The organism is Synechococcus sp. GEYO (assembly GCF_900473955.1).
Classification (GTDB): domain Bacteria; phylum Cyanobacteriota; class Cyanobacteriia; order PCC-6307; family Cyanobiaceae; genus Synechococcus_C.
On record NZ_UCNL01000007.1, the window covers coordinates 349,970 to 372,931 of the forward strand.

Annotated in this window: 18 protein-coding genes; 7 read left to right on the top strand and 11 right to left on the bottom strand. The window is 60.0% G+C overall.

Annotation, left to right across the window (positions count from 1 at the left end):
* The first annotated feature begins 1 nt into the window (after nt 1).
* Nucleotides 2-1,258 (top strand): exo-alpha-sialidase, encoded by a 1,257-nt coding sequence (locus DXY37_RS06795; RefSeq protein WP_115125917.1) that lies wholly within the window; start codon nt 2-4, stop codon nt 1,256-1,258.
* On the opposite strand, the gene DXY37_RS06800 is transcribed toward DXY37_RS06795, so the two are convergent.
* The 5 genes from DXY37_RS06800 to tig form a co-directional block, all read right to left on the bottom strand.
* Nucleotides 1,224-3,170 carry a DNA polymerase III subunit gamma/tau gene (locus tag DXY37_RS06800; RefSeq protein ID WP_115125918.1) on the bottom strand — a complete coding sequence of 649 codons (1,947 nt, stop codon included), beginning with the start codon at nt 3,168-3,170 and terminating at the stop codon, nt 1,224-1,226. The two genes, DXY37_RS06795 and DXY37_RS06800, sit on opposite strands and share 35 nt — an antisense overlap.
* Nucleotides 3,171-3,193: 23 nt before the next feature.
* Nucleotides 3,194-3,898, bottom strand: coding sequence for a lecithin retinol acyltransferase family protein (locus tag DXY37_RS06805; RefSeq protein WP_115125919.1), 705 nt, complete (start codon nt 3,896-3,898; stop codon nt 3,194-3,196).
* Nucleotides 3,899-3,994: 96 nt separating this feature from the next.
* A complete protein-coding gene (gene clpX / locus DXY37_RS06810; RefSeq protein ID WP_115125920.1) occupies nt 3,995-5,350 on the bottom strand; it encodes an ATP-dependent protease ATP-binding subunit ClpX in 1,356 nt (451 codons plus the stop codon).
* 89 nt (nt 5,351-5,439) lie between these two features.
* On the bottom strand, nt 5,440-6,129 hold the full coding sequence (clpP, locus tag DXY37_RS06815) for an ATP-dependent Clp endopeptidase proteolytic subunit ClpP (protein WP_115126032.1): 690 nt from the start codon (nt 6,127-6,129) through the stop codon (nt 5,440-5,442).
* Nucleotides 6,130-6,170: 41 nt separating this feature from the next.
* Entirely contained in the window at nt 6,171-7,616 is a 1,446-nt protein-coding gene (gene tig / locus DXY37_RS06820; RefSeq protein ID WP_115125921.1) for a trigger factor, read from the bottom strand.
* Nucleotides 7,617-7,821: 205 nt separating this feature from the next.
* Here tig and DXY37_RS06825 point away from each other — a divergent pair, with 205 nt between their 5' ends.
* From DXY37_RS06825 to DXY37_RS06835, 3 genes are all read left to right on the top strand, one after another.
* Entirely contained in the window at nt 7,822-8,814 is a 993-nt protein-coding gene (locus DXY37_RS06825) for an aspartate-semialdehyde dehydrogenase (protein WP_371637950.1), read from the top strand.
* Nucleotides 8,815-8,819: 5 nt separating this feature from the next.
* Nucleotides 8,820-9,728 carry a 4-hydroxy-tetrahydrodipicolinate synthase gene (gene dapA, locus DXY37_RS06830; RefSeq protein ID WP_115125923.1) on the top strand — a complete coding sequence of 303 codons (909 nt, stop codon included), beginning with the start codon at nt 8,820-8,822 and terminating at the stop codon, nt 9,726-9,728.
* Between the two features lie 67 nt (nt 9,729-9,795).
* Nucleotides 9,796-11,853, top strand: a complete 2,058-nt coding sequence (locus DXY37_RS06835; RefSeq protein WP_115125924.1) for a ribonuclease J — start codon at nt 9,796-9,798, stop codon at nt 11,851-11,853.
* Here DXY37_RS06835 and DXY37_RS06840 read toward each other — a convergent pair.
* From DXY37_RS06840 to tilS, 3 genes are all read right to left on the bottom strand, one after another.
* Nucleotides 11,839-12,282, bottom strand: a complete 444-nt coding sequence (locus tag DXY37_RS06840) for a hypothetical protein (RefSeq protein WP_115125925.1) — start codon at nt 12,280-12,282, stop codon at nt 11,839-11,841. The two genes, DXY37_RS06835 and DXY37_RS06840, sit on opposite strands and share 15 nt — an antisense overlap.
* Nucleotides 12,283-12,531, bottom strand: coding sequence for a hypothetical protein (locus tag DXY37_RS06845; protein WP_115125926.1), 249 nt, complete (start codon nt 12,529-12,531; stop codon nt 12,283-12,285).
* A gap of 155 nt (nt 12,532-12,686) precedes the next feature.
* On the bottom strand, nt 12,687-13,706 hold the full coding sequence (gene tilS / locus DXY37_RS06850) for a tRNA lysidine(34) synthetase TilS (protein ID WP_115125927.1): 1,020 nt from the start codon (nt 13,704-13,706) through the stop codon (nt 12,687-12,689).
* Nucleotides 13,707-13,779: 73 nt separating this feature from the next.
* On the opposite strand from tilS, the gene DXY37_RS06855 reads away from it, so the two are divergent.
* Both DXY37_RS06855 and uvrB read left to right on the top strand, forming a co-directional pair.
* Entirely contained in the window at nt 13,780-14,553 is a 774-nt protein-coding gene (locus DXY37_RS06855; protein ID WP_115126033.1) for a DUF561 domain-containing protein, read from the top strand.
* Between the two features lie 73 nt (nt 14,554-14,626).
* Complete coding sequence (gene uvrB / locus DXY37_RS06860) at nt 14,627-16,663, top strand: excinuclease ABC subunit UvrB (protein WP_115125928.1); 2,037 nt, start codon at nt 14,627-14,629, stop codon at nt 16,661-16,663.
* A gap of 15 nt (nt 16,664-16,678) precedes the next feature.
* On the opposite strand, the gene DXY37_RS06865 is transcribed toward uvrB, so the two are convergent.
* Together DXY37_RS06865 and holA are read right to left on the bottom strand one after the other, a co-directional pair.
* Nucleotides 16,679-18,481 carry an aspartate kinase gene (locus tag DXY37_RS06865; protein WP_115125929.1) on the bottom strand — a complete coding sequence of 601 codons (1,803 nt, stop codon included), beginning with the start codon at nt 18,479-18,481 and terminating at the stop codon, nt 16,679-16,681.
* 30 nt (nt 18,482-18,511) lie between these two features.
* Nucleotides 18,512-19,501, bottom strand: coding sequence for a DNA polymerase III subunit delta (holA, locus tag DXY37_RS06870; protein ID WP_115125930.1), 990 nt, complete (start codon nt 19,499-19,501; stop codon nt 18,512-18,514).
* 69 nt (nt 19,502-19,570) lie between these two features.
* On the opposite strand from holA, the gene DXY37_RS06875 reads away from it, so the two are divergent.
* Nucleotides 19,571-20,206 carry a precorrin-8X methylmutase gene (locus DXY37_RS06875; protein WP_115125931.1) on the top strand — a complete coding sequence of 212 codons (636 nt, stop codon included), beginning with the start codon at nt 19,571-19,573 and terminating at the stop codon, nt 20,204-20,206.
* On the opposite strand, the gene mutS is transcribed toward DXY37_RS06875, so the two are convergent.
* Nucleotides 20,191-22,932, bottom strand: coding sequence for a DNA mismatch repair protein MutS (gene mutS / locus DXY37_RS06880; protein ID WP_115125932.1), 2,742 nt, complete (start codon nt 22,930-22,932; stop codon nt 20,191-20,193). The genes DXY37_RS06875 and mutS overlap by 16 nt on opposite strands.
* Between the last annotated feature and the right edge of the window lie 30 nt (nt 22,933-22,962).

Here is a 22,962-nt window from a genome sequence, read left to right on the forward strand (position 1 = left end):
TATGTATTCAAGTTTTTTGGCCTTGGCTAGTGACAGATATGAAGATATTTCTTTTGGAGAAATTTTCACAACCCCTTTTCAACTTGGTGCTTGGTCTTTACTCGAGCCCATGGGGGAGCAAAATCATGCTCCTCAGCTTTGTTGGATTCGTCCAAACCTTCTCGGTTGCGTTTGGATGGCAGGAGATGGAGAAGGAAAATCTGGGATGTGTATTTATCTCAGCCTCCTGTCTGAGGAAACTAAATGTTGGATAGAGCCTCAGGTTGTTTCTCAAGATGAAAAACGTTCAGAGCAAAATCCCCTTCTATTTGTCAGTGACGGTTGTCTTCACTTGATTCATTCCGCTCAACATGTTCGTTCGCCTGAGGATATCTCTTGGCGTGATGAAGAAACAAGTTTCTCAATGCAATGGACAGCTGCACTTCGCCATCAGTCTCTGCCGCTTGAATCGCTTAATCCGATGTCTCTCGAGACTTGGGGAAGGGACGCTTGGTCGGATGCTGAGGATCTTCTCAATACACCTGCATTTTGCCGTCATCCGCCTCATCCTCTTGCCGATGGAACTTGGCTTTTGCCGATATATCGAACCCTTGAGGCAGGCGGTGCTTTTGGGCACGACTACACCGAGGTGTTAAGGCTTGATTCCAAAGGTCGTCCTACGTCCAAACCCGTTGAAGTTCCACAGAGCGTAGGTCGAATTCATGGATCAATTGTCTCCTCCGAGAATGGAGAAACATTATTAATGTTTTTACGCAGTCGATTGGCTGATTGCATCTATCTCAGCAGAAGTCATGATAGCGGAAAACATTGGTCAAAACCAGCTGCAACTGAACTTCCCAATAATAACAGTTCTATTCAAGCCTGCAGATTGGCTAGTGGAAGATTGGCTTTGATTTTCAACAAATTCGGTTTTGTGCAAATAAGTTCTGATTCCGGCGAGCATGTGCATGAATGGGGAAATGCGCGTTGGCCACGTACCCGCTGGCCATTGTCAATTGCGATAAGCGATGACGACGGTCTTAGCTGGCCTTGGATTCGCGATATCGACAGTGGATTTGGTTTCTGTGGTCAGATGAACTGGGATCTCAATGGCCAACTGGCTTATCCGTCTCTTATTGAGGGTCGTGATGGCGATCTTCATATTGCATATTCTTGGGCTAGCCGGCAGGCGATTCGTTATGTCACGTTTCGCGAAAAGGAAATCATTGGTTATGACCCCGAGGTCATTCCAGGTCCACGTCCAGGACCTGACCATTGAAGAAGTCAGCGAAGCGCTTCACCTTTTCATCCATAGCGGAAGGCTCAGCGCGCACTGACGGGACTGTTGCTGCTTTAGCCGACACGTCGGCAGTGCCTGTCTGAACAGGTGCTGTCTGGCTGGTGGCAATCGAGGGAGCTGCAGTTGCCTGCGGCGGCTGGACAGAAGCCGTTGCTGATGTGGGTGCTGGAGATGCTGCATTGTTTGGCAACACAGCCGCCGATGCAGGGGGGGAAGGCAGCTGAACGCTGTTGCTGGGAGCTGGTGCAGGTGGCGGTGCCGTTGTGGATGCTGTTGGGTTCGGCATTGCTGCCATCGGAGCTGCGCCTCCATGGTTTTCGAGCACCAGCTGACGGTTGCCTCCCATGGCAGTTGCAATCGCTTTTTCCAGCAAGGTTGCTCGGCTCTGCACCATGCCCATCCAGTTCCCGGAAACCTGCACGACGGCGCGGTGGCTGTCGATCCGGACCAGCCGGGCCTGCTGCGACAGCAGCATGCGCGTGGAGGGAAGTTCCAGACTGGCCAGGATTTGTTGCCAGAGCTCGCCAAGGTCTTCGCTTGGAGCGGGAGTGGTTGCAGCTGCTTCAGCTGGGGGTTCGGATGTTGTAGCTGCCTGTGAAGGCGGCGAGTGGGTGTTGGATGTGTCGGGAAGGCTTACCGCTGGCACGGCTGTTGAGGTATCGGCTGTTGAGGCCTTGGCTGTTGAGGCAACAGCTGGTGCTGGGGCAGGCGCTGGTGTTGGAGCAGCCACTGAAGCCGCAGGAGCCGCAGAGCTCACTCGAGCTGGTGCTGAGGTTGCTGCGCTTGTCGTTGCGGCTGGTTCAGCCAGCAAACCGAGCAGCAGCACCTCCAGCCAGAGCCGAGGTTGCACGCTCTGACGCAGCTGTTGTTCAGCGCCTCGAAGCTGAGCTTGCCACTGCAGCAGTCGTGTCCTGCCAATGGATTTGGCGAGGTCCGGCAGTTGATCGCGGAACTGTGGGGAGACACCGGTGAGTTCAGGTCGATTTGGAGCAGCGGCCATCAGCACGAGATCCCGCAGGATCCCTGCCATGCCCTGAAGAACGGATCCGGCATCACGGCCGCGGTCAAGCAATTGACGGCTCGCTTCCAGCAGCGTCACGGGCTCACTGGTGCTCATGGCCTTCACCAGCTCCAGCAACTCCTGCTCAGGAACCGCTCCCAGCAAATCCCATACCGCTCCGGCTTCGATTGGTCCAGGTAGAAGGCTGAGCTGATCCAGCAAGCTCTCTGCATCGCGCAGGCCCCCCTGGGCACGTTGGGCCACCACATGCAGAGCTTCCGGTTGGATTGGAATCGACTCCTCTGAGGCGATCCATTGGAGGTGCTGCTCAAGTGCATCGAGAGGAATGCGCCGAAAGTCAAATCGCTGGCAGCGGCTGAGGATGGTGGGCAGAACCCTCTGTGGGTCGGTTGTGGCCAGCACGAACACCACCTGTGGAGGTGGTTCCTCCAGGGTCTTGAGCAGCGCATTGAAGGCTGCGGTGGAGAGCATGTGGCACTCGTCAACCACATAAACCTTCCAGCGCGCCTGCACTGGAGCGAACCTTGAGCGCTCGATCAGGTCGCGGATGTTGTCGACGCCGGTGTTGGAGGCGGCATCAATCTCGATGACATCCAGTGCTGTGCCTGAGGCGATCGTGTTGCACAGTTCGCAGTTGCCACAGGGTTCCGGCGTCGGACCGTCGTTGCTTAGGCAGTTGAGTGAACGGGCCAGGATGCGAGCGCTGGACGTTTTACCCGTTCCGCGAGGCCCGCTGAACAGATAGGCCGGGGCAATGCGTCCGGTGCGCAGTGCATGCCCGAGGGTGGCCGCAATCGCTTCCTGGCCCACCAGCTGATCAAGCCGTTGGGGCCGGTACTTGTGATGCAGTGGCTGGTACGGCTGGCTCATGCACTGCCGGCAGGATTCTGAGGCTACCGAGGTTCAGGTCGTGAGACTTTGTTTTCTGCTTGAGAGGTCTCATCCAGCAGTGAATGGAGCTTGTTTTCCATGTCTTCAACGGCTGCTAGTTCATCGGCGATGCTCCGGCCTGTGAGCAACAGCTGCTGACTGCGTCGAGTCACGCGTTCATCAGCCCCCTGACCAGGCATGCCTTGCATCCAGGTCTCCGCTTGTTCCAGGGTGCTGTCCAGTTTCTGCATCAGTCGTATTCGCAGCTTCTGAAGTTGTTCCAAAGCTCGCCTGGCACGCTGGCGAGACTGTTCATCGACGACTCCCTTACGCATCAGCACACCCAGGCCGGTGAGCAGGGCCGCAGGCATCAGCTGGCCGAGTGCCAGTGCACCGAGGCTGCCTGTATGGAGCCAGTCCTCCACCTGACCGCTCCGATGCCGCCCTGTTTTGCACCAGTTGGCGAAGTGCTCGCAATTGTTGAACAGCAGGTTGTAATTCTGTTCGCCAACCCTGCTCATGGCCCTTCTCAGGGTCACCCCCGCCGGCGATGCCTCTTCATGGCTGACCATGCGCACCTCTTGCCCCCTGCTGAACTCTTCGAGGGAGCTGCGCAGGATTTCCCGACCTTCCAGGTAATGGGCAACCGAGCCATCGCCCAGATCGATCCCGTGGTGCAGGAACAAACCGTGCTGACGAGGAACCCTTAGATGGTCGGCGGTGGCCATGGCCTTGATCGAGGGCTGACATGAGTCTCTCGCGAAGTTCCTGTTCAGACAGGCTCGGAGAGAGTGGGGTCTTCTGAACCGCAGGGGCTGGTCCGATCAGGCTGATTCCTGCTGGCGATCCTTGCCGGGCAGCGAAACCACCTTGCCGCCTGTGTGCTCCTCCACCATGGCGCGGGTGATTGTGAAGTCCGGCACGTTTTTGCGGGAGGGAAGCTCGTACATGAGGTCGAGCATCAGCTCTTCGACAATGCCGCGCAAGGCTCTAGCTCCGGTCTTGCGTCGATGCGCCTCCTGAGCGATGGCTTCGATGGCTCCTGCCTCGAAGTCAAGTTTCACGTTGTCCATGCTCAGCAGCGTTCTGAACTGCTTGACCAAGGCATCCCTGGGCTCGGTGAGGATGGATTCCAGGGCATGTTCGTCCAGTGGATCTAGAACAGCGCTCACCGGCATGCGGCCGATGAACTCAGGAATCAGTCCGTACTTCACCAGGTCATCGGGCTCGAGGTGACGCAGCACCTGGGAAGCCTGAAGGTCGCGTGTGGCCTTGCCGCGACCGCGTCCGTCGCTTGGCACGAAGCCAATGGCGTTTCGACCCATGCGTTTCTGAACCACATCGTCTAACCCCACGAACGCACCGCCACAGATGAACAGGATCTGGCTGGTGTCGATCTGGATGCAGTCCTGATAGGGATGTTTGCGGCCGCCCTGCGGTGGGACATTGGCAACGGTGCCTTCCAGCATCTTGAGCAGTGCCTGCTGCACCCCTTCACCGGAAACATCCCTGGTGATCGATGGGTTTTCGCTTTTGCGAGCGATCTTGTCGATTTCGTCGATGTAGATGATCCCCCGTTGAGCGAGATCCACATCCATGTCGGCCTTCTGCAGCAGCCTCAGCAGAATGTTTTCCACGTCTTCGCCCACGTAGCCCGCTTCCGTGAGAGTGGTGGCGTCGGCCACGGCGAAGGGCACATCCAGCATCTCCGCCAGGGTTTGGGCAAGCAGCGTTTTGCCACACCCCGTGGGGCCGATCAGAAGAATGTTGGATTTGTGCAGCCTGGTGGCGGTCTGTTCCGTTTCCCCTTTGCCGTCGCCCTGCCAGGCCAGGCGTTTGTAGTGGTTGTAAACCGCCACAGACATCACTTTTTTGGCAGCGTCCTGTCCCACGACCTGCTGGTCAAGGAAACCCTTGATCTCCTGTGGTTTAGGAATGGAGGCGAGGGTTGGGGCAGGCTTTGTGGTCTTGCGCGTCTGGCTTGAGCCGCTCTTGCGCGTCGGCTCACTGCCTTGCCGGGCACCACCCTGCGCGTCGATCAGTTCCTCGTCCAGAATCTCGTTGCAGAGATCAATGCACTCATCACAGATGTAGACACCGGGTCCGGCAATCAGCTTGCGCACTTGCTCCTGGGACTTTCCGCAGAAGGAGCACTTCAGATGGGCGTCGAACTTGGCCATCGGGCGCTTCGCAGGTCAGTCGGAACACAGAGCAGGATCGGAACGATCTCAACTCCAGATACTGAGGATCGCGACAGAACGGGCTGGTGTCAGCCCTCCGTAACGATTTCTCCGTCTCCGAAACTGTCCACAACCCGATCGATCAAGCCGTAATCAACGGCTTCAGCGGGAGACATGAAGTTGTCCCGGTCCGTATCTTCGGCAATCTTGTCCAAGGGCTGGCCGGTGTGATCGGCCATTAGACCGTTGAGAGTTTCCTTGAGGAACAGGATTTCCTTGGCTTGGATTTCGATATCAACAGCTTGGCCTTGAGCGCCACCAAGGGGTTGGTGAATCATGATCCGTGCGTTAGGAAGCGCCAGTCGCTTACCTTTGGCACCTCCAGACAGCAGGAATGCTCCCATGGAGGCTGCCAAGCCGTAGCAGATGGTGACGATGTCAGGAGCCACCTGCTGCATGGTGTCGTAGATCGCCAGGCCTGCAGTCACAGAGCCGCCTGGGGAGTTGATGTAGATCTGAATGTCTTTCTCGGGATCTTCCGCTTCGAGGAACAGCAGCTGAGCCACAAGGGCGTCCGCCACTTGATCATCAACACCGGTGCCAAGAAAGATGATCCGCTCGCGCAACAATCTGGAATAGATGTCGAAGGCGCGGTCACCTCGACCAGACTGTTCAACCACCGTGGGCAGCACTCCAGGAGCTGCCTGAGGATGCTGCGAGACAGGTTGAATCCCCTGCCAGCGGTTCTGAATTGGATGGTGACTGCGGACGTCGATCACTCGGCGGCTGGCGGGCTTTGCATGCAATCTATGGCTGTAGATCAGGCTTCGGCGTCATCACTGTCCTTCTTGGCGCTTTTCGCCTTGGTGTTTTTTTTCTTTTCAGCGGGTTTGCCACTCTTGGCCGCGGCCTTCTTGGCTGTTCCCTTGCTCTCTTTGCCTGAGTCTTCAGGTGCCTTGTCGGTGACAGTGCTGTTGTCTTCCAGCCAACCCAGGAGCTTCTCCTGAAGCAGGTCGTCCAACACGGCCTGACGAAGACGTTCGGGGTCGATGTCGCGTTCGCCGGCGAGTTGCTGCTTCACGTCCTCGAGCTTGGCGTCAATTTCACCGTCTTCGACTGTGAGTTTTTCACTCTCGGCCAGCGCTGTTAAGGCGAGGCTTCGGCGCAGGCGCTCCTCCGCTTCAGGTCGTGAGGACTCCATCAGGTTGCGGACCAGTTCGGGAGTGAAAAGAGATTTCACATCCATGCCCTGCTGGGCAAATTGTCCAGCGGTCTGTTCAACCAAATTGCGAACCTCCTGCTGGATCAGGCTTTCGGGAAGCTCAACCTCCAGCTGTTCCACGAGTGCGGCCAGCAAGGCGTCGTGCCGGTTGCTGCGTGCGCGGCGCTCGGCGTCATCCTTCAGACGCTTTTCAAGGTCGCTGCGCAGATCGGCTAGAGACTCCTGTTCGCTGGCCTGCTTGGCGAAGTCATCGTTCAGTTCAGGTAGCTCGCGGGTCTTGAGGTCTTTCAGTTCGATCTCAAAGTTGGCCTTGCGACCGCGTGCATCCTCCTTGGGATAGTCATCGGGAAATGTGCACTCCACGGTTTTGCTGTCGCCAACTGCCATGCCCACCACGCCTTCAATGAAGCCAGGGATCATGCGGCCGTGCTCGAGGTCCACATCCATGGAATCGGCGCTGCCGCCCTCGATCTCACTGCCGTCATCGCTGTAGCTGCCTTTAAATCCCACAACAGCGATATCTCCCTTCTCTGCCTTGCGTCCTTCCACGGGAACCACGGTGGCCAGCTGGCGGCGTGAGTCCTCGAGCATTTCGTCCACGCGGGCCGGGTCGTAGCTGACGCTCTCCGCTTCGGCCTTCAGACCCTTTGTGCTCTTCAGCTTTGGTGTGGGAGCTACATCGGTTTCCAGCGTCACCGTGATGCCTTCACCCGGTTTGAAACTCTCCAGCAGTTCATCGAAGCCGCCGCTCAGTTCAGGCTGGCCGAGAGCTTCGATGGTTTCCTGTTCGAGGGCATCGCGCCAAACGCTGTCGACCAAAGTTTCCAGCGCTGTGGCACGGATCCGCAAAGCTCCCAGCTGCTGCACCAGCACGGTGCGGGGAATCTTGCCTTTGCGGAACCCCGGCAGATTGACACTGCGGCTCAGTCGTTTGATCGCTTCCTCATAACTGGCTTCACAGCGTTCCGCAGGAACAGCGACCTCCACGGCCAGTCGGCTACCGGGACGGGAGGAGGTGGAAACCTTCAGGCTGGCGGCACTCATCGGCTGGGTCGCAGGTACAAGCAGCCCAACACATTAATTAAGTGCCTGACCATCACCCCCGCGTAAGCTGCTTTGTAGGAAAAGCCACACCCTGGCTTCAAGTGTTCAGGGTCGTTGCAGCCGGTGGTTGCACCACCTGCCCGTAAGTCTCTGTGTCCCCGTCCGTTTGACCCCCGTTAACTCGTTACCGAATCGACCTCTAACGGTGGCCGTCCTTGGTGCCAGTGGTGCGGTGGGCCAGGAACTGCTTCAGCTGCTTCAGGAACGCAACTTTCCGGTTGCTGAGCTGCGTCTGCTGGCCTCTGCCCGTTCCGCTGGGCAGGTTTGTTCTTGGAATGGACAGACGATCACGGTTCAGGAAGTCTGCGAGTCCTCGTTTCAGGGAGTCGATCTGGTGCTCGCATCCGCTGGCGGTTCGGTCTCTCGCCAATGGCGTGAAGCGATTGTTTCCGCTGGCGCTGTGATGGTGGATAACTCCAGTGCCTTCCGCATGGAAGACGGCGTGCCTCTGGTGGTTCCTGAGGTGAATCCGCAGGCTGCTGCTGAGCACAACGGTGTCATCGCCAATCCCAACTGCACCACGATCCTGCTCACGCTGGCTCTGGCCCCTCTGGCTGCGAAGCGTCCGATGCACAGGGTGGTCGTCAGCACCTATCAGTCAGCGAGTGGTGCTGGCGCCCGGGCCATGGAGGAACTGAAGGATCTCTCCCGTGTGGTGCTTGATGGCGGCACGCCCAACAGTGAGGTTCTCCCCCACTCATTGGCTTTCAACCTTTTTCTGCACAACTCACCATTGCAGTCCAACAGTTATTGCGAAGAAGAAATGAAGATGGTCCATGAAACCCGCAAGATCATGGGTTTGCCGCAGCTTCGCTTCACGGCGACGTGTGTACGGGTGCCGGTTCTGCGCGCTCATTCAGAAGCAGTCAATGTGGAATTCGCTGAGCCGTTTCCCGTGAAGGAAGCCCGCGAGCTGCTCGCCGCTGCCCCCGGGGTGGAACTGCTCGAGGAACCTGCCAGCAATCGCTTTCCCATGCCGACGGACGTGACTGGCCGTGATCCGGTGGTTGTGGGGAGGATTCGACAGGACATCAGTGAAGAGAACGCACTTGAGTTCTGGCTGTGTGGAGATCAGATCCGCAAAGGTGCGGCTCTCAATGCCATCCAGATCGCTGAACTGCTGTTGCCCGCCGCCTGAACGCCATGAGCACTGCTGCAGAACTCTCTCCCACTCCTTTTGGCCGTTTGGTGACAGCCATGGTCACCCCTTTCGATGCAGAGGGCGGTGTGGATCTGGCGCTCGCCGGTCGTCTGGCACGTCACCTGGTGGATGAGGGATCGGAAGCTCTAGTGGTGTGCGGCACCACAGGAGAATCCCCCACGCTCAGCTGGAGCGAGCAACTGAAGATGTTCGAGGCAGTGCGGCAGGCCGTGGGCCCTGGCGTGCATGTGCTGGCGGGAACTGGAAGTAATTGCACCCGTGAGGCGGTTGAGGCCACGCGTGAGGCGGCGGCAGCAGGTGCCGATGGTGCATTGGTGGTGGTGCCTTACTACAACAAGCCCCCTCAAGACGGGATGGAAGCCCATTTCCGTGCCATTGCGGAAGCTGCGTCTGACCTGCCGTTGATGCTCTACAACATTCCCGGTAGGACAGGTTCCAACATGCAGCCGGCCTCAGTTGCCAGGCTGATGAATTGCGCCAATGTCGTGAGCTTCAAGGCTGCCAGCGGAACTACGGAAGAAGTCTCTCAGCTCCGTCAGGCCTGTGGTCATCGCCTGGCGATATACAGCGGTGACGACGCTCTTACCCTGCCCATGCTCTCGGTGGGCGCCGTGGGCGTTGTCAGTGTGGCCAGCCATGTGGTGGGGCGCCGACTGCGCAACATGATTGAGGCTTATCTGGCTGGTCAGAACGCGGTTGCCCTTTCGCAGCATGAGCAGTTACTGCCACTGTTCAAGGCCCTGTTCGCCACCACCAATCCCATTCCGGTGAAGGCCGCTCTGGAGTTGAGTGGCTGGCCGGTGGGTGCTCCCCGACTTCCCCTCGTTCCGCTGGAGCCCGCCATGCGCGCTGCCCTCTCCGAAGCCCTCGATGCCCTGCGTCAGACCTGACGCCAAGGCTGCTGACTGCGCTGATGTGCGCCTCCCTGATTGATTTTTTCCATACGCAAGCGACCCCATGACCGTCACAACTGCCCAAACCAAGCAACCCACCCTGAGAGTGATTCCTCTTGGAGGACTGCATGAAATCGGCAAGAACACCTGCGTTTTTGAATATGGCGATGACCTGATGCTGGTTGACGCCGGCCTCGCTTTCCCCAGCGATGGCATGCACGGCGTGAACGTGGTTCTGCCCGATACCAGCTTTCTGCGAGAAAACCAGAAGCGCATCCGCGGCATGATCGTTACCCATGGTCATGAAGACCACATCGGTGGCATCGCTCACCATCTCAAGCACTTCAATATCCCTGTGATCTATGGGCCGCGACTGGCTCTCTCGATGCTCACCGGAAAGATGGATGAGGCGGGTGTCGCCGATCGCACCACCTTGCAGACCGTCGGACCTCGCGACGTGGTGAAGGTGGGTCAGCACTTCTCAGTGGAGTTCATCCGCAACACCCACTCGATGGCCGACAGCTTTTCGCTGGCCATCTCCACACCGGTGGGAACCATCATTTTCACGGGTGACTTCAAGTTCGATCACACCCCTGTCGACGGTGAGCACTTCGATTTGGCTCGGCTGGCTCACCACGGCGACAAGGGAGTTCTCTGCCTGTTCAGCGATTCCACCAATGCCGAGGTGCCGGGTTTCTGTCCTCCCGAGCGGTCGGTGTTCTCCAACCTTGACCGTCACATCGCCGAGGCCGAGGGGCGTGTCATCGTCACCACCTTTGCCAGTTCAATTCATCGTGTGTCGATGATCCTTGAGCTTGCTCTCAAGAACGGCCGCAAGGTTGGCTTGCTGGGTCGCTCCATGCTCAACGTGATCGCCAAGGCCCGTGAGCTGGGCTACATGCGTGCTCCGGATGAGCTGTTTGTGCCGATCAAGCAGATCAACAATGTCTCCGATCGTGAAACCCTGTTGCTGATGACCGGCAGTCAGGGTGAGCCCCTTGCCGCACTGAGTCGCATCTCCCGCGGCGAACACCCGCAGGTGAGAGTCAAGAGCTCTGACACGATCATCTTCTCCGCGAGCCCGATTCCCGGAAACACCATTTCTGTGGTGAACACGATCGACCGACTGATGATGCTGGGCGCGAAGGTCGTGTACGGCAAGGGAGAGGGCATTCATGTCTCTGGCCATGGCTTCCAGGAGGACCAGAAGCTGATGCTGGCTCTCACGCGTCCGAAATTTTTCGTGCCCGTGCACGGTGAGCACCGCATGTTGGTCCGTCATGCCAGGACCGGTCATTCCATGGGCGTTCCTGAGGACAACACGCTGATCATTGATAACGGCGATGTTGTTGAGCTCACCGCAGACTCAATCACCAAGTCGGATCCTGTGAAGGCTGGTATCGAGCTGCTCGATCAGTCGCGCAACGGCATTGTTGATGCCCGCGTGCTGAAGGAACGTCAGCAACTGGCAGAAGATGGCATCGTCACGATCCTTGCTGCGATCAGTACCGATGGCGCCATGGTGGCTCCACCTCGCGTGAATCTTCGCGGTGTCGTCACCACTGCCGATGCCCGCAAGATGTCGCTTTGGACGGAACGCGAAATCAAGTGGGTGCTTGAGAATCGCTGGAAGCAGCTCACCCGCAACACAGGTGGCAAGGCCCCGGATGTCGACTGGATGGGTGTGCAGCGGGAGGTGGAGGTCGGTCTCAGCCGCCGCATGCGCCGTGAACTTCAGGTGGAGCCTTTGATCCTCTGTTTGGTGCAGCCGGCACCAGCAGGAACACCTGTGTACAAAGGCCGTGCGGACACTGAGCCCGATGACCGTCCAGCGCCCCGTGGACGTGGTGGTCGCCATGGCGGTGGTCATGGAGCTGGTCGGCACGGTGGTGGTGGCCGAGATCGCAACCGCGAAGGCACTCCAGCGCGGGTGATCACGACATCTCGCTCAGCTGCTGTTGAGGCCAAGTCGGCTCCAGTGAAGGAACCTGTGGCCGCAGCTTCGCCAGCCTCCACGCCCTCCAAGGAGCCTGCGCCTGTTGCACCTGCCTCTGCAGCGCCAGCCGTCGATCAAGACATGCCCGCTGGCCGTACCCGCCGTCGCCGCTCAGCTGCGGCGTGAGGCTTTTTGTAGCCACGACCAACGGCTAGGGGCCTGGCTGCTGTCTGAGTTGTCCTCGGATGGCGGTAAGGCTGTTGCTGGCAGTTCCACCACAATCCTGCCTTCCCTTAAACGTTTCCGGATTGTGTCGCTGATCTCCGGGTCGGCTTTGGTCTTGGGTGCTGGGGTTACGGCTTGAGTCGTTGTCTCCTGGCCGAGTTCACCGCCTGCTTCAGGTTCGGATCCAGGCTCAGGTTCCTGTTCACTGATCGGCTGAGGTTCAGTTTCGGGCTCAGGCTCAGTTACGGCATTGATCTCGATGGAGAGGGTTTGGTCATGACCGTCGTCTGATTGTTCGTCGTTGTTGAGCCAGGGCATCGCGGTTGTGACGACGCTCGGCTCCACTGAGTCCACCGCCGGGGATGCCGCGTTGATAGAAGGGTCAGCCACTTAGGCAAGGGAGTCCTTGGTTGCCAGAGACTCCTTGAATCGATCCTCAGCTGGATCAGTCGCCTGCGTGGATCTGGTCACCGACTCACGACCGCTCCTGATCCGTTCCAGTCCCTGTTCCGCGAGTTCCCGCAGTGTGTCCTGTGGGTGACTGGTCAGCACCAGCTGGTAATGCCTTTCAGCTTGATCAGGGGCTTGAAAGCCGCAGAGGTCATGTGGCCCGCTAGTAATGCCACGAAGGCTCGCCAAGCCAGCACTGCATCCCGTTCAGCACCCTTGTCCTGGATTGGCTCAAGCTAATTGAGCAGTTCAACAGTGATGGATTGCGCAGTTTCAAAGTCACCAGCGCCGTAGGCCTGTTCAGCGGCGAGATAGTTGCTTTGGAAGTCGCCGTCCAAGTGAGTTCAGTTCCTGTCTTCCAGTTGTACCCAGTCCCGGCACCAGTGGAGTCGCTTTCGACCGGCCAGATGACGCTCACCAGGTGGTTGGCTTGGACCGATGGCAGTGCTCAGTTCTTCAAGCTGCCTGGCCGAAAGTGCTGGCATGCCTTGGGCCTGCAGCCATCCATGCAACAGCAGTCGTCGTGCTGAACCGGGCAGTTGTTGCAGTGGCGATCGTTGTAAGGCGCCGTCCTGTCGTTTCAGCTTGTCCAGACTCAGCGTCACCAGTGCGCTCTGGGTGTCCTGCAGTTGGGACACTCGCTCGCTCAGTTCAGCCATGCGCCTGCTGCAGCCGGGGTGCAGGGCCTCCAGTACCGGCAGGACCTCCTGACGGATGCGGTTGCGATCGAAGCGTGGATCTTCGTTGCTCGGGTCTGTCCAGATCGGTAGTTTCAGGTCCTGGCAGATGACGGCGGTTTCTTCACGACTGAACTGCAGCAGCGGACGCACCAGGCGAATGTCATTCGCTGACGTGGCATTGAGGGGCCGCTGCCAATGCAGGTTGCCCAGCCCGGCCAGATCCGTTCCCCGGCTGAGTTGTAACAGCAGTGATTCGGCTCGGTCGCTGGCGGTGTGTCCAGTCACGACCGTGCGGCAAGGGTTGGCCGGGCTGTTGAGGTTGAGCTGCTCACAGGCCTGATGCAGCTCGGTGTAACGCCATGCACGGGCCTTGGCTTCGCTGCCAGTGGTGCTGAACTTGCTGGTGCTGATCAGTAGTGGCAGCTGTTGCGTCTGGCACCAGCTGGCCAAATCGCTGGCAATGCGTCCGGACTCTGGATGCCAGCCGTGGTCTCCATGCCAGAGCAGCAGAGTCCAGTGATGTCGATCGGACAAATCCCTCAGCAGCCCCAGCAGAGCCATTGAGTCTTGACCGCCGGAAACCGCCAGCAACAGTGTTGCCCCCTTAGGCAGCAGCTGGGGATTCTGTAGAAGTTGGCGGTGAAGTCTGTCGTGCCAGTTCAGCCAAGGCTCGCCGGCTCTCATCGCTCTGGGTGAATGTCGATTCGATCCTGCCTGTTCGTGCGGTGTGAGAATGCATTCATCTGATGTCAGCTTGATGTCCCGCCTTTCTCTGCTGCCTGCTGCCCTCCGCCGCAGCCTTGAACAGCGTTCCGCGCTGAAGGTGATCGCCGGTCTGATGAACTTCAATGCGGATTCGGTCGCTCGCGTGTCCCGTGCCGCTGGATTGGGTGGAGCGGATCTGCTTGATGTGGCCTGTGATCCGCAACTGGTGAAGTTGGCGGTTGAGGCGTCCGGTGGCCTGCCGGTCTGCGTGTCGTCTGTGGAGCCCGAGCAGTTTCCCGCTGCTGTGGCTGCTGGAGCGGCAATGGTGGAGATCGGAAACTTTGATGCCTTTTATCCCCAGGGGCGCATCTTCGGAGCTCAAGAGGTGCTGGAACTCACACGCCGCACTCGCGGCTTGCTGCCTGAGGTTGTGCTGAGCGTCACCGTTCCCCATGTGTTGCCCATGGATCAGCAAGAACAGCTGGCGGTGGACCTGGTGGTGGCGGGTGCCGATTTGATCCAGACCGAAGGTGGCACCAGTGCCAAGCCCTTCAGCGCCGGCAGCCTTGGTCTGATTGAGAAGGCTGCTCCTACTCTGGCCGCGGCTCACAGCATCAGTGCTGCTCTGCATCACGTCGGTGAGACGGCACCGGTGCTGTGCGCATCGGGTCTTTCGGCTGTCACCGTGCCGATGGCGATCGCAGCCGGCGCAGCCGGTGTGGGCGTTGGTTCTGCGGTGAATCGCCTCGATGATGAGCTTGCCATGGTGGCTGTGGTGCGCGGTCTGCGTGAAGCCTTAGGCAGTGAGGTCACCAGCCGAGTCTGATTGCTGCGGACACGCGCGCCCCAATGGGCCCCGTAACGTGGGTGCCCCATTCAGGGTTTACAGCGCGAGGACCATGCCTGCCTACGACCTGACTGCCCCCTACAGCCCTAAAGGTGATCAGCCGACGGCGATCACTCAATTGGTGGAGGGCGTGAATGGTGGTCGTCGTTATCAGACCCTTCTGGGTGCGACCGGCACAGGCAAGACGTTCACGATGGCCAATGTCATCGCTCAGACCAGTCGTCCTGCTCTGGTGTTGGCTCATAACAAGACTCTGGCTGCACAGCTTTGCAATGAGCTGAGGGAATTCTTTCCCAACAATGCTGTGGAATATTTCATCTCCTATTACGACTATTACCAGCCGGAAGCGTATGTGCCAGTCAGTGATACCTACATCGCCAAAACAGCATCGATCAATGAAGAGATTGACATGCTGCGTCACTCAGCGACGCGATCCTTGTTTGAACGCCGCGATGTGATTGTTGTGGCTTCCATAAGTTGCATCTATGGCCTGGGAATACCCAGTGAATACTTGAAGGCATCGGTGCAGTTCCGGGTTGGTGAATCTCTTGACCTACGAGGTTCTTTGCGCGAACTGGTGAATAACCAGTACAGCCGCAATGACATGGACATCACGCGCGGTCGCTTCCGCGTCAAGGGCGATGTGCTGGAAATCGGGCCTGCTTATGAAGACCGTCTGGTGAGGGTGGAGCTGTTTGGTGATGAGGTGGAGGCGATCCGCTACGTCGACCCCACCACTGGCGAAATCCTGCAGAGTCTTGAAACCATCAACATCTACCCGGCCAAGCACTTTGTAACGCCGAAGGATCGTCTGGATTTGGCGGTGAAGGATATCCGCCATGAGCTCAAAGACCGACTGGAGTTCCTGCAAACCGAAGGCAAGTTGCTGGAAGCTCAGCGACTGGAGCAGCGCACCACCTACGACCTGGAGATGCTGCAGCAGGTGGGCTATTGCAATGGCGTTGAGAACTATGCCCGTCATCTGGCCGGACGTGAACCGGGCTCCGCGCCGGAATGCCTGATCGATTATTTCCCCGACGACTGGCTGCTGATTGTTGATGAGAGCCATGTCACCTGTTCACAGCTTCAGGCCATGTACAACGGCGATCAGGCCCGCAAGAAGGTGTTGATCGACCATGGTTTTCGTCTGCCCAGTGCAGCCGACAATCGGCCGCTCAAGGGTGAAGAGTTCTGGACGAAGGCACGCCAGACCGTGTTTGTGAGTGCCACGCCCGGCGACTGGGAAGTGAAGGTGAGTGATGGCCAGGTTGCGGAGCAGGTAATCCGTCCCACTGGAGTGCTGGACCCTGTTGTGGAGGTGAGGCCGACAACAGGTCAGATCGACGACTTGCTGGGAGAGATCCGAACGCGGGCAGAGAAGCAGCAGCGCGTGCTGGTGACCACGCTCACCAAGCGCATGGCGGAAGACCTCACCGATTACCTGGCCGAGAACAAGGTGCGGGTGCGCTACCTGCATTCGGAGATCCATTCGATTGAGCGCATCGAGATCATTCAGGACCTGCGCCTGGGTGAGTACGACGTGCTCGTGGGTGTGAACCTGCTGCGGGAAGGCCTGGATCTGCCCGAGGTGAGCCTGGTGGCAATTCTGGACGCCGACAAGGAAGGATTCCTTCGAGCGCAGCGATCACTGATTCAGACGATCGGCCGGGCTGCGCGGCATGTGGAGGGGGTTGCGCTGCTCTATGCCGACAACATGACCGATTCGATGGCCAAGGCGATCGAGGAGACCGAACGGCGGCGCAAGATCCAACAGGTCCACAACGAAAAACATGGAATTGTGCCGACGGCGGCCGGTAAAAAAGCCAGCAATTCGATTCTTTCGTTTCTCGAGCTCTCACGGAAACTCAAGACCGATGGCCCCGATGCCGACCTGGTACAGGTCGCCAGCAAGGCGGTTCAAGCCTTGGAGGATGACACTGATGGCATGGCTCTCGATGCCTTGCCCGAACTGATCGATCAGCTTGAAGTCAAGATGAAAGACGCAGCCAAGAAGCTCGATTTTGAGGAGGCTGCCAACCTTCGAGATCGGATCAAGAAGCTGCGCCAGAAGCTGGTTGGTCAGAGCTGAGTTGCCGAGGTTCAGCTAGGCCACTAGAGGTGATTCGCTCCCTTTGGCGGCATGGCGGGTGCTGCCGCCCAGCTTGAAACCGGCATGCACGGCCTGAAGTGCTGCAACACCATCGGCCTCCGCGACCACGCAGCTGGTGCGGATTTCACTGGTGGCGATCATTTCGATATTGACGCCCGCTTCTGCCAGAAAACGGAACATGCGACCTGCGGTACCCGCTGTGGCAGGCATGCCCGCTCCCACGGCACTGACCCTGGCAATGGCTGGACCATCTTCCAGAAGGGCTCCAGGCCACTGAGCTAACAGAGCACTCAGGGCCCGATCCGCCGCACTGCGATCCTCGCGTTTCAGAGTGAAACTGATATCTCGGCTCCCGTCGGCGTGTTGGCGTTCCGACTGGACGATGGCATCGAGGCTGATGCCCGCGTCGGCCAGTGCATTGCAGAGGGCTCCGGCGGTTCCGGGTTTGTCGGGCACATGGCGCACGCTTACTTGGGCCTGGTCACGGTCGAGGGCCACGCCACGGACTTCAGGCTCGCCTTCGCCGCTCGCGCTTGGATTCAGACTGATCTGACCAGCCTCCAGTTCGAAGGCCTCTTGGGTGGCCTGTAGGGCTTTGCTGCCAACGTCGGCGTTGATCACACAGCTCACCTTCACTTCACTGGTTGCGATCACACGCAGATTGATGCCCACCCTGGAAAGGGTCTGGAACAAACCTGCGGCAATACCAGGTCGGCCCATGATTCCGGCGCCGCTGATGCTCAGCTTGCTCATCCCGGACTGGGCGACCAGCTCACCGCCCAGCTTCTGGATCAGGGATTCACAGATGCTGCGAGCCCTCTCCAGGTCAGTTTCAGCCACGGTGAAGGTGATGTCGTTGCTGTTGCCGTCGTGGGTGGCCTGGATGATCAGGTCCACATTCACGCCCCCCTCAGACAGGCTTTCGAACAGCTGGGCGGCAACGCCCGGCTGATCGGACACATGGGAGAGAGCAAGCACGGCTTGGTGTTCCACCAGCTCGGCGCCATCCACTGGTCTGCCCAGTTCAAGACCTTCGCGGCCAATGGGTCGCGCGTTGCGGCTGGTGAGTGTCGTGCCGGGTTCATCACTCCAGCTGGAGCGCACCACCATCGTGACGCCGTAGTTGCGCGCGATCTCCACCGCGCGTGGGTGCAGCACGGCAGCGCCGAGGCTGGCCAGTTCGAGCATTTCGTCGCAGCTCACCTGAGGCATCAGCTGGGCGTCTTCCACCTTGCGGGGATCGGTGGTGAGCACCCCTGGTACATCGGTGTAGATCTCACAGGCCGCAGCACCAAGGGCTGCCGCCAGGGCGACGGCTGAGGTGTCGGAGCCTCCGCGCCCCAGTGTGGTGATTTCAGCGGTGCCGCCGCTGCTCTGGCTCGTGCCTTGAAACCCGGCCACCACCACCACGCGACCTTCGGCCAGTCGGCTGCGCAGTCGATCGGTGCGCACGTCGAGGATTCTTGCCTTCCCATGTGCGGATTCGGTCACGATGCCCACCTGGGGGCCAGTCATGGAGATGGCAGGCACGCCCAGCTCATGCAGCGCCATGGAGAGCAGCGCAATCGATACTTGTTCACCGGTGGCCAGCAGCATGTCCATCTCTCGCTGGGGTGGATTGCTGCTGATGGCGTTGGCTTTGGCGGTGAGTTCATCAGTGGTGTGACCCATGGCCGAGACCACGATCACCAGATCGTGCCCCGTCTCCCTGCAGTTGGCGATACGCCTGGCCACGGCCTGGATGCGCTCCACGCTGCCGACGGAGGTTCCGCCGAACTTCTGCACCAGCAGGGCCATCCATGCCGCCTCATTTCGCAGGCGATTGTCTCACTGTGTTGCTCCAAGCAGCCCATCGCGGAACGCATCTCCTGGCTGGGTGCCGCGTTTGAGGGCTGCTTCCACATCCAGTAGGCGGCCTAGCAGGTTGAGGCAGCGCTGGGGTGAACGCCCCTGCAGCTGCTTGCGCATCACATAGATGCGCTTGGGGTTGCCGATTCCTGCCGCTTTGGCGATCACCCCCACGTCCCGCTCTCCCTGTTGTTCCAGCAGCATCACCCAGAGCCACCCCCTGATTTGACCGGTGAGCGTGGCCACAATGCGCAGGGCCGGTTCGCCGGCGTCATTGAGGGCATCCAGCAAGGCAATCGCCTGGCCTGGATCGCCTGCCAGCAGCGCGTCCCCCACCTGCAGAGCGTTGGTGCTGAGGCCCTCGATCAGGCTTGCAACCGAGCTGGCGCTGATGCGCGCCTCTCCGCTGCTTTCAGCATGAAGAGCCAGCTTCTGCAGTTCCATGGTCAGCCTGGCGCTGTCGTTGCCGATGGCATCGATCAGGGCATCCACGGCACCGGACTCCAGCCTCAGGTTCAGTTCCTCAGCGGTGCGCTCCACCAGCTGGCGCTGGCCAGCACCGTCCCAGACCGCCGGCAACTTGAAACTGCGTTCGCAGGCTTCTCCTGCCTTGATGCATTTCATCAGGGCTTTAGTGGTGCGCAGTCTGCCGTCGGGTTTGGAGGGATGGCAAAGCAGCAGCTCTGTGCTTTCAGGGATGCCATCCAGAGAGGCTTCGAAGCGATCGGCCAGCTCACTGGGACAGGCGTTGCAGAAGGGAGATCGCTGCAGTAGCACCACCCTGGAGCCAGCGCCGAAGGGTGGTGTGCGTGCTTCTTCCAGGGCCTGCCTGGCCTGTCCTGCCTCGCTGCCATCCAATCGACTCACGTTCACGCTCGCCCAGCTCGGATCCACCGCCTTCTCGATCAATGTCTGAACCGCCCGTTCCAGCGCGGCGGAATCATCGCCCCAGAACAACTGGATCGGCATTAAGGCGTGTCGTCGGACAATGTCGAAGTCTGCCCCGACTGGCAGTCCCTGTCAGAGGAATGTGGAGCAATGGCCGATCATCCGATCTTCACGGAAAGCATCCGTCTAATTCGGGCTTCGCTGGGGGAGACGGGACTCGATCCTCTGCAGCAGCAGGTGTTGGAACGTCTGGTGCACAGCAGTGGAGATCCAGGCCTGCCGCCGCTGTTGCGCTTTAGCGAGGGGGCCTGCGAGCAGGGACTTGGGGCGTTGCAGGGCGGGGCAGTGATCCTCACCGATACGGCCATGGCCGCGGCTGCCGTAACGCCGATGGCTGCGCGCACACTGGGCTCTTCGGTGCGCTGCCTGCTCGACTGGGCGCCTGAGGTTTCACCGCAAGATTCCACCCGTTCCGCCGCGGCGATGCTGAGGGCTTGGCCGGAACTCACGCAGGCGGCCAGCGCGAAGGGGCAGCCCATGCCGCTGCTGCTGGTGGGCAGTGCCCCGACCGCGTTGGAGCAGTTGCTCGACCAGCTGGATGCCGGTGCCCTTGCCCCTTCGCTGGTGATCGGCATGCCGGTTGGCTTCGTGGGCGTCCCTGAAAGCAAGCGCCGACTGGCGTCGACGCCTCTGGCTCAGATCCGCCTGGAGGGAACGCGCGGTGGTGCCGGTTTGGTGGCGGCAGCAGTCAATGCCCTGCTTCGAGCCGCTCAGGCCGCCAGCTGATCGAGCAACTGCCGGGCCCGTTCCACAACGCGGGAGGGAACCCCGGCCAGACGGGCGGCTTCGATGCCGTAGCTGCGGCTGGCACCGCCGATCTGAACCTGATGTAGGAAAATAAGATCCTCGCCGGTTTCCTCCACCATCACCTGGAAGTTGGCCACGTTGGCCCGCTGCTCCGCCAGGTTGTTCAGCTCGTGATAGTGGGTGGCGAACACCGTGCGCGCCTTGAGATCGCCGGCCAGATGTTCGCTCACGGCCCAGGCGATCGAGAGGCCATCGAAGGTGGCTGTGCCACGGCCGATTTCATCAAGAAGCACCAGGGAGCGGTCGCTGGCGTGGTTAAGGATGTTGGCGGTTTCGGCCATTTCCACCATGAAGGTGGACTGACCTGCAGCCAGATCATCCACGGCGCCAACACGCGTGAAGATGCGATCGGCAAGGCCGACCTGAGCGGATGATGCAGGCACCCAGCTGCCGATTTGGGCCAACAGTTGGATCAGGCCGATCTGGCGCAGATAACAGCTTTTGCCGCTGGCATTGGGCCCTGTCAGCACGATCAGGTCGGTGTCAGCTCCCAAACCAAGATCGTTCGGGGTGAAGGGAGTTTCCACCAGTAACTGTTCCACCACTGGGTGCCGGCCAGCGGTGATCCTGAGCGCGCGATCGTCGCTCAGTTGCGGAGCACACCAACCTGCTGTGGCAGCCGTGTCAGCTAGGGCGGTGAGTGCGTCCAACCCCGCTATGGCACGGGCCGCCTCGCGGATTGGTGTTGCCATGTTGCCCACCTGGTCGCGCAGCTTGCAGAACAGTTCGTATTCGCGCTGAAAGGCCCGTGCCCGCAGCTGGAAGATGCGGCCTTCGCGCTCCTTCAGTTCAGGAGTGATGAACCGTTCTTCGTTAGCCAGGGTCTGGCGGCGGATCCAGTGTTCGGGCACGGAGGAGGCCTTCGCTTTGCTCACCGCCAGGAAATATCCAAAGGTGCGGTGGTATTGCAGACGCAGGTTGCTGATGCCGCTGAGCTCTTTCTCCAATCGTTCCTGCTCGGCCAGCCAGGCGTCCTGGTCATCGAGTTGATTGCGCAGGCCATCTAGCAGCAGATCCACCCCGTCATGGATAAGTCCGCCTTCGCTTAGAGAGAGCGGTGGAGCGTCCACCAAGGCATGGCGGACGGAGGCCGCCAGTTCAGCGAGCGCTGGGTTTGGTGGCAGCATCGCCTCCAGAATCTGAGGCCATGTGTCCAGCGTTCCCTCCAGGCGACTGGCCAGTCGAGGTAGGCGTTCCAGCCCATCGGCGATGGCCACCAGGTCGCGGGCGCTGGCATGACCGGCGCCAGCCCGACCCGCCAGCCGTTCCAGATCTCCCATAGGCCTGAGCAGCCGCCGCAAGCCCTGGCGTAGGGGCCTCTGGTTCACCAGCAGGCTCACCACGCTTTGCCGTTCGCGGATGGCGTTGATGTCCATCAGCGGTGCTTCCAGCCAGCGGCGCAGACATCGCCCACCCATGGCTGTGAGGGTCTGGTCGATGGCCCAGAGCAGTGACCCCTGGAGTTGTCCGTCGCGTTGGGTGGCCGTCAGTTCCAGATTGCGGCGGGTCTGGGCATCGAGCACCAGGGCATCGCCGGCTTGCACGATCTTTGGCACATCCAGGGGCACCCGCGTTGCCTCTTCGAGCGGCTGAGTGTTATTGACGTATTGCAGCAGTCCACCAAAGGCTCTCAGGGCAAGGGGTAGTTCTTGCAGGCCAAGGCCATCCAGGCCAGCCAGCCGGTAGTGCGTGAGCAGGGCTTGTTCGGCCTGAGGGCGGCTGAAGGGAGTGAGCGCCATCGGGCTGAGCCTCAGGCGTTCAGGACACCAGGCAGGGCGTTGCATGTTGGTGTCGTTGCTGGCTGCCCAGAGCAGTTCCGAGGCTTCAAGTTGTGCGAGGTGCTGGTGCAGGGCATCGCTGCCGCTGCGTTCCATCACCTGAACGTCGCCCGTGCTCACATCGGCGCTGGCCATGCCCCAGCGCAAGGGTTGCTTGCTCCTGGCAGGTTCCACCACCACCGCTGCCAGCCAGTTGTTGCGGCGGGCAGCGAGCATGCCCTCTTCCAGCACCGTGCCCGGGGTGAGCACACGGGTGATTCCGCGCTTGAGCAGGGCCCCCTTGGTGGGGGTGGTCTCCAGCTGGTCACAGAGCGCCACGGAGTAACCACGACGGATTAGTTCAGCGCAGTAGCGCTCGGCGGCGTGATGGGGAATTCCCGCCATTGGCACGCGTCCGATCGCCTTGCCACCTTCCTTGCCGGTGAGAGTGAGTTCCAGCACCCGTGAGAGCTCGACGGCGTCCTCGAAAAAGCACTCGAAGAAATCACCGAGTCGGTAAAGCAGTACGCGCTCAGGGTGCTCCGCCTTGAGCTCTACGTAATGGCGCAACATCGGCGTCAGCAGGGTCTGATCCACCTGGCTGTGGTGGGCCCAAGGCGGGGCATCGCTCTCGTCGCTGTCTGAGCCGGTCAGCTCCTCGGCCTGGTTGGAGGCCTTGTCGGGATCACTGTTGTTGCCCTGTCGCTGCCTGGGGCGGGCAGAGGCATCAGCGCTGAGGTTGGCGTCAGTGAGCTCAGCCAGTGCATCCGCGGCTAAGGCCTCAGAAGCCCTGGCAGAGCTGGCTGTGGGTTGATCAGTCGGTTCCGGAGCGCCGAACAGATTCCCCTGCAGCGACTGCTCCTCGGGCTGGGGGCAGGTGCGGGGCATGGGACATCCGGAAGTCGCTGGATCGTACCG

What these genes read in the sequence shown, in the direction of transcription:
- DXY37_RS06800 (WP_115125918.1), bottom strand. Translation starts at nt 3,170, where the DNA reads ATGAGCCAGCCGTACCAGCCACTGCATCACAAGTACCGGCCCCAACGG.
- DXY37_RS06795 (WP_115125917.1), top strand. Translation starts at nt 2, where the DNA reads ATGTATTCAAGTTTTTTGGCCTTGGCTAGTGACAGATATGAAGATATT.
- DXY37_RS06855 (WP_115126033.1), top strand. Translation starts at nt 13,780, where the DNA reads ATGTCCCGCCTTTCTCTGCTGCCTGCTGCCCTCCGCCGCAGCCTTGAA.
- uvrB (WP_115125928.1), top strand. Translation starts at nt 14,627, where the DNA reads ATGCCTGCCTACGACCTGACTGCCCCCTACAGCCCTAAAGGTGATCAG.
- DXY37_RS06835 (WP_115125924.1), top strand. Translation starts at nt 9,796, where the DNA reads ATGACCGTCACAACTGCCCAAACCAAGCAACCCACCCTGAGAGTGATT.
- DXY37_RS06875 (WP_115125931.1), top strand. Translation starts at nt 19,571, where the DNA reads ATGGCCGATCATCCGATCTTCACGGAAAGCATCCGTCTAATTCGGGCT.
- tig (WP_115125921.1), bottom strand. Translation starts at nt 7,616, where the DNA reads ATGAGTGCCGCCAGCCTGAAGGTTTCCACCTCCTCCCGTCCCGGTAGC.
- holA (WP_115125930.1), bottom strand. Translation starts at nt 19,501, where the DNA reads ATGCCGATCCAGTTGTTCTGGGGCGATGATTCCGCCGCGCTGGAACGG.
- DXY37_RS06865 (WP_115125929.1), bottom strand. Translation starts at nt 18,481, where the DNA reads ATGGCCCTGCTGGTGCAGAAGTTCGGCGGAACCTCCGTCGGCAGCGTG.
- clpX (WP_115125920.1), bottom strand. Translation starts at nt 5,350, where the DNA reads ATGGCCAAGTTCGACGCCCATCTGAAGTGCTCCTTCTGCGGAAAGTCC.
- tilS (WP_115125927.1), bottom strand. Translation starts at nt 13,706, where the DNA reads ATGAGAGCCGGCGAGCCTTGGCTGAACTGGCACGACAGACTTCACCGC.
- dapA (WP_115125923.1), top strand. Translation starts at nt 8,820, where the DNA reads ATGAGCACTGCTGCAGAACTCTCTCCCACTCCTTTTGGCCGTTTGGTG.
- mutS (WP_115125932.1), bottom strand. Translation starts at nt 22,932, where the DNA reads ATGCCCCGCACCTGCCCCCAGCCCGAGGAGCAGTCGCTGCAGGGGAAT.
- DXY37_RS06805 (WP_115125919.1), bottom strand. Translation starts at nt 3,898, where the DNA reads ATGGCCACCGCCGACCATCTAAGGGTTCCTCGTCAGCACGGTTTGTTC.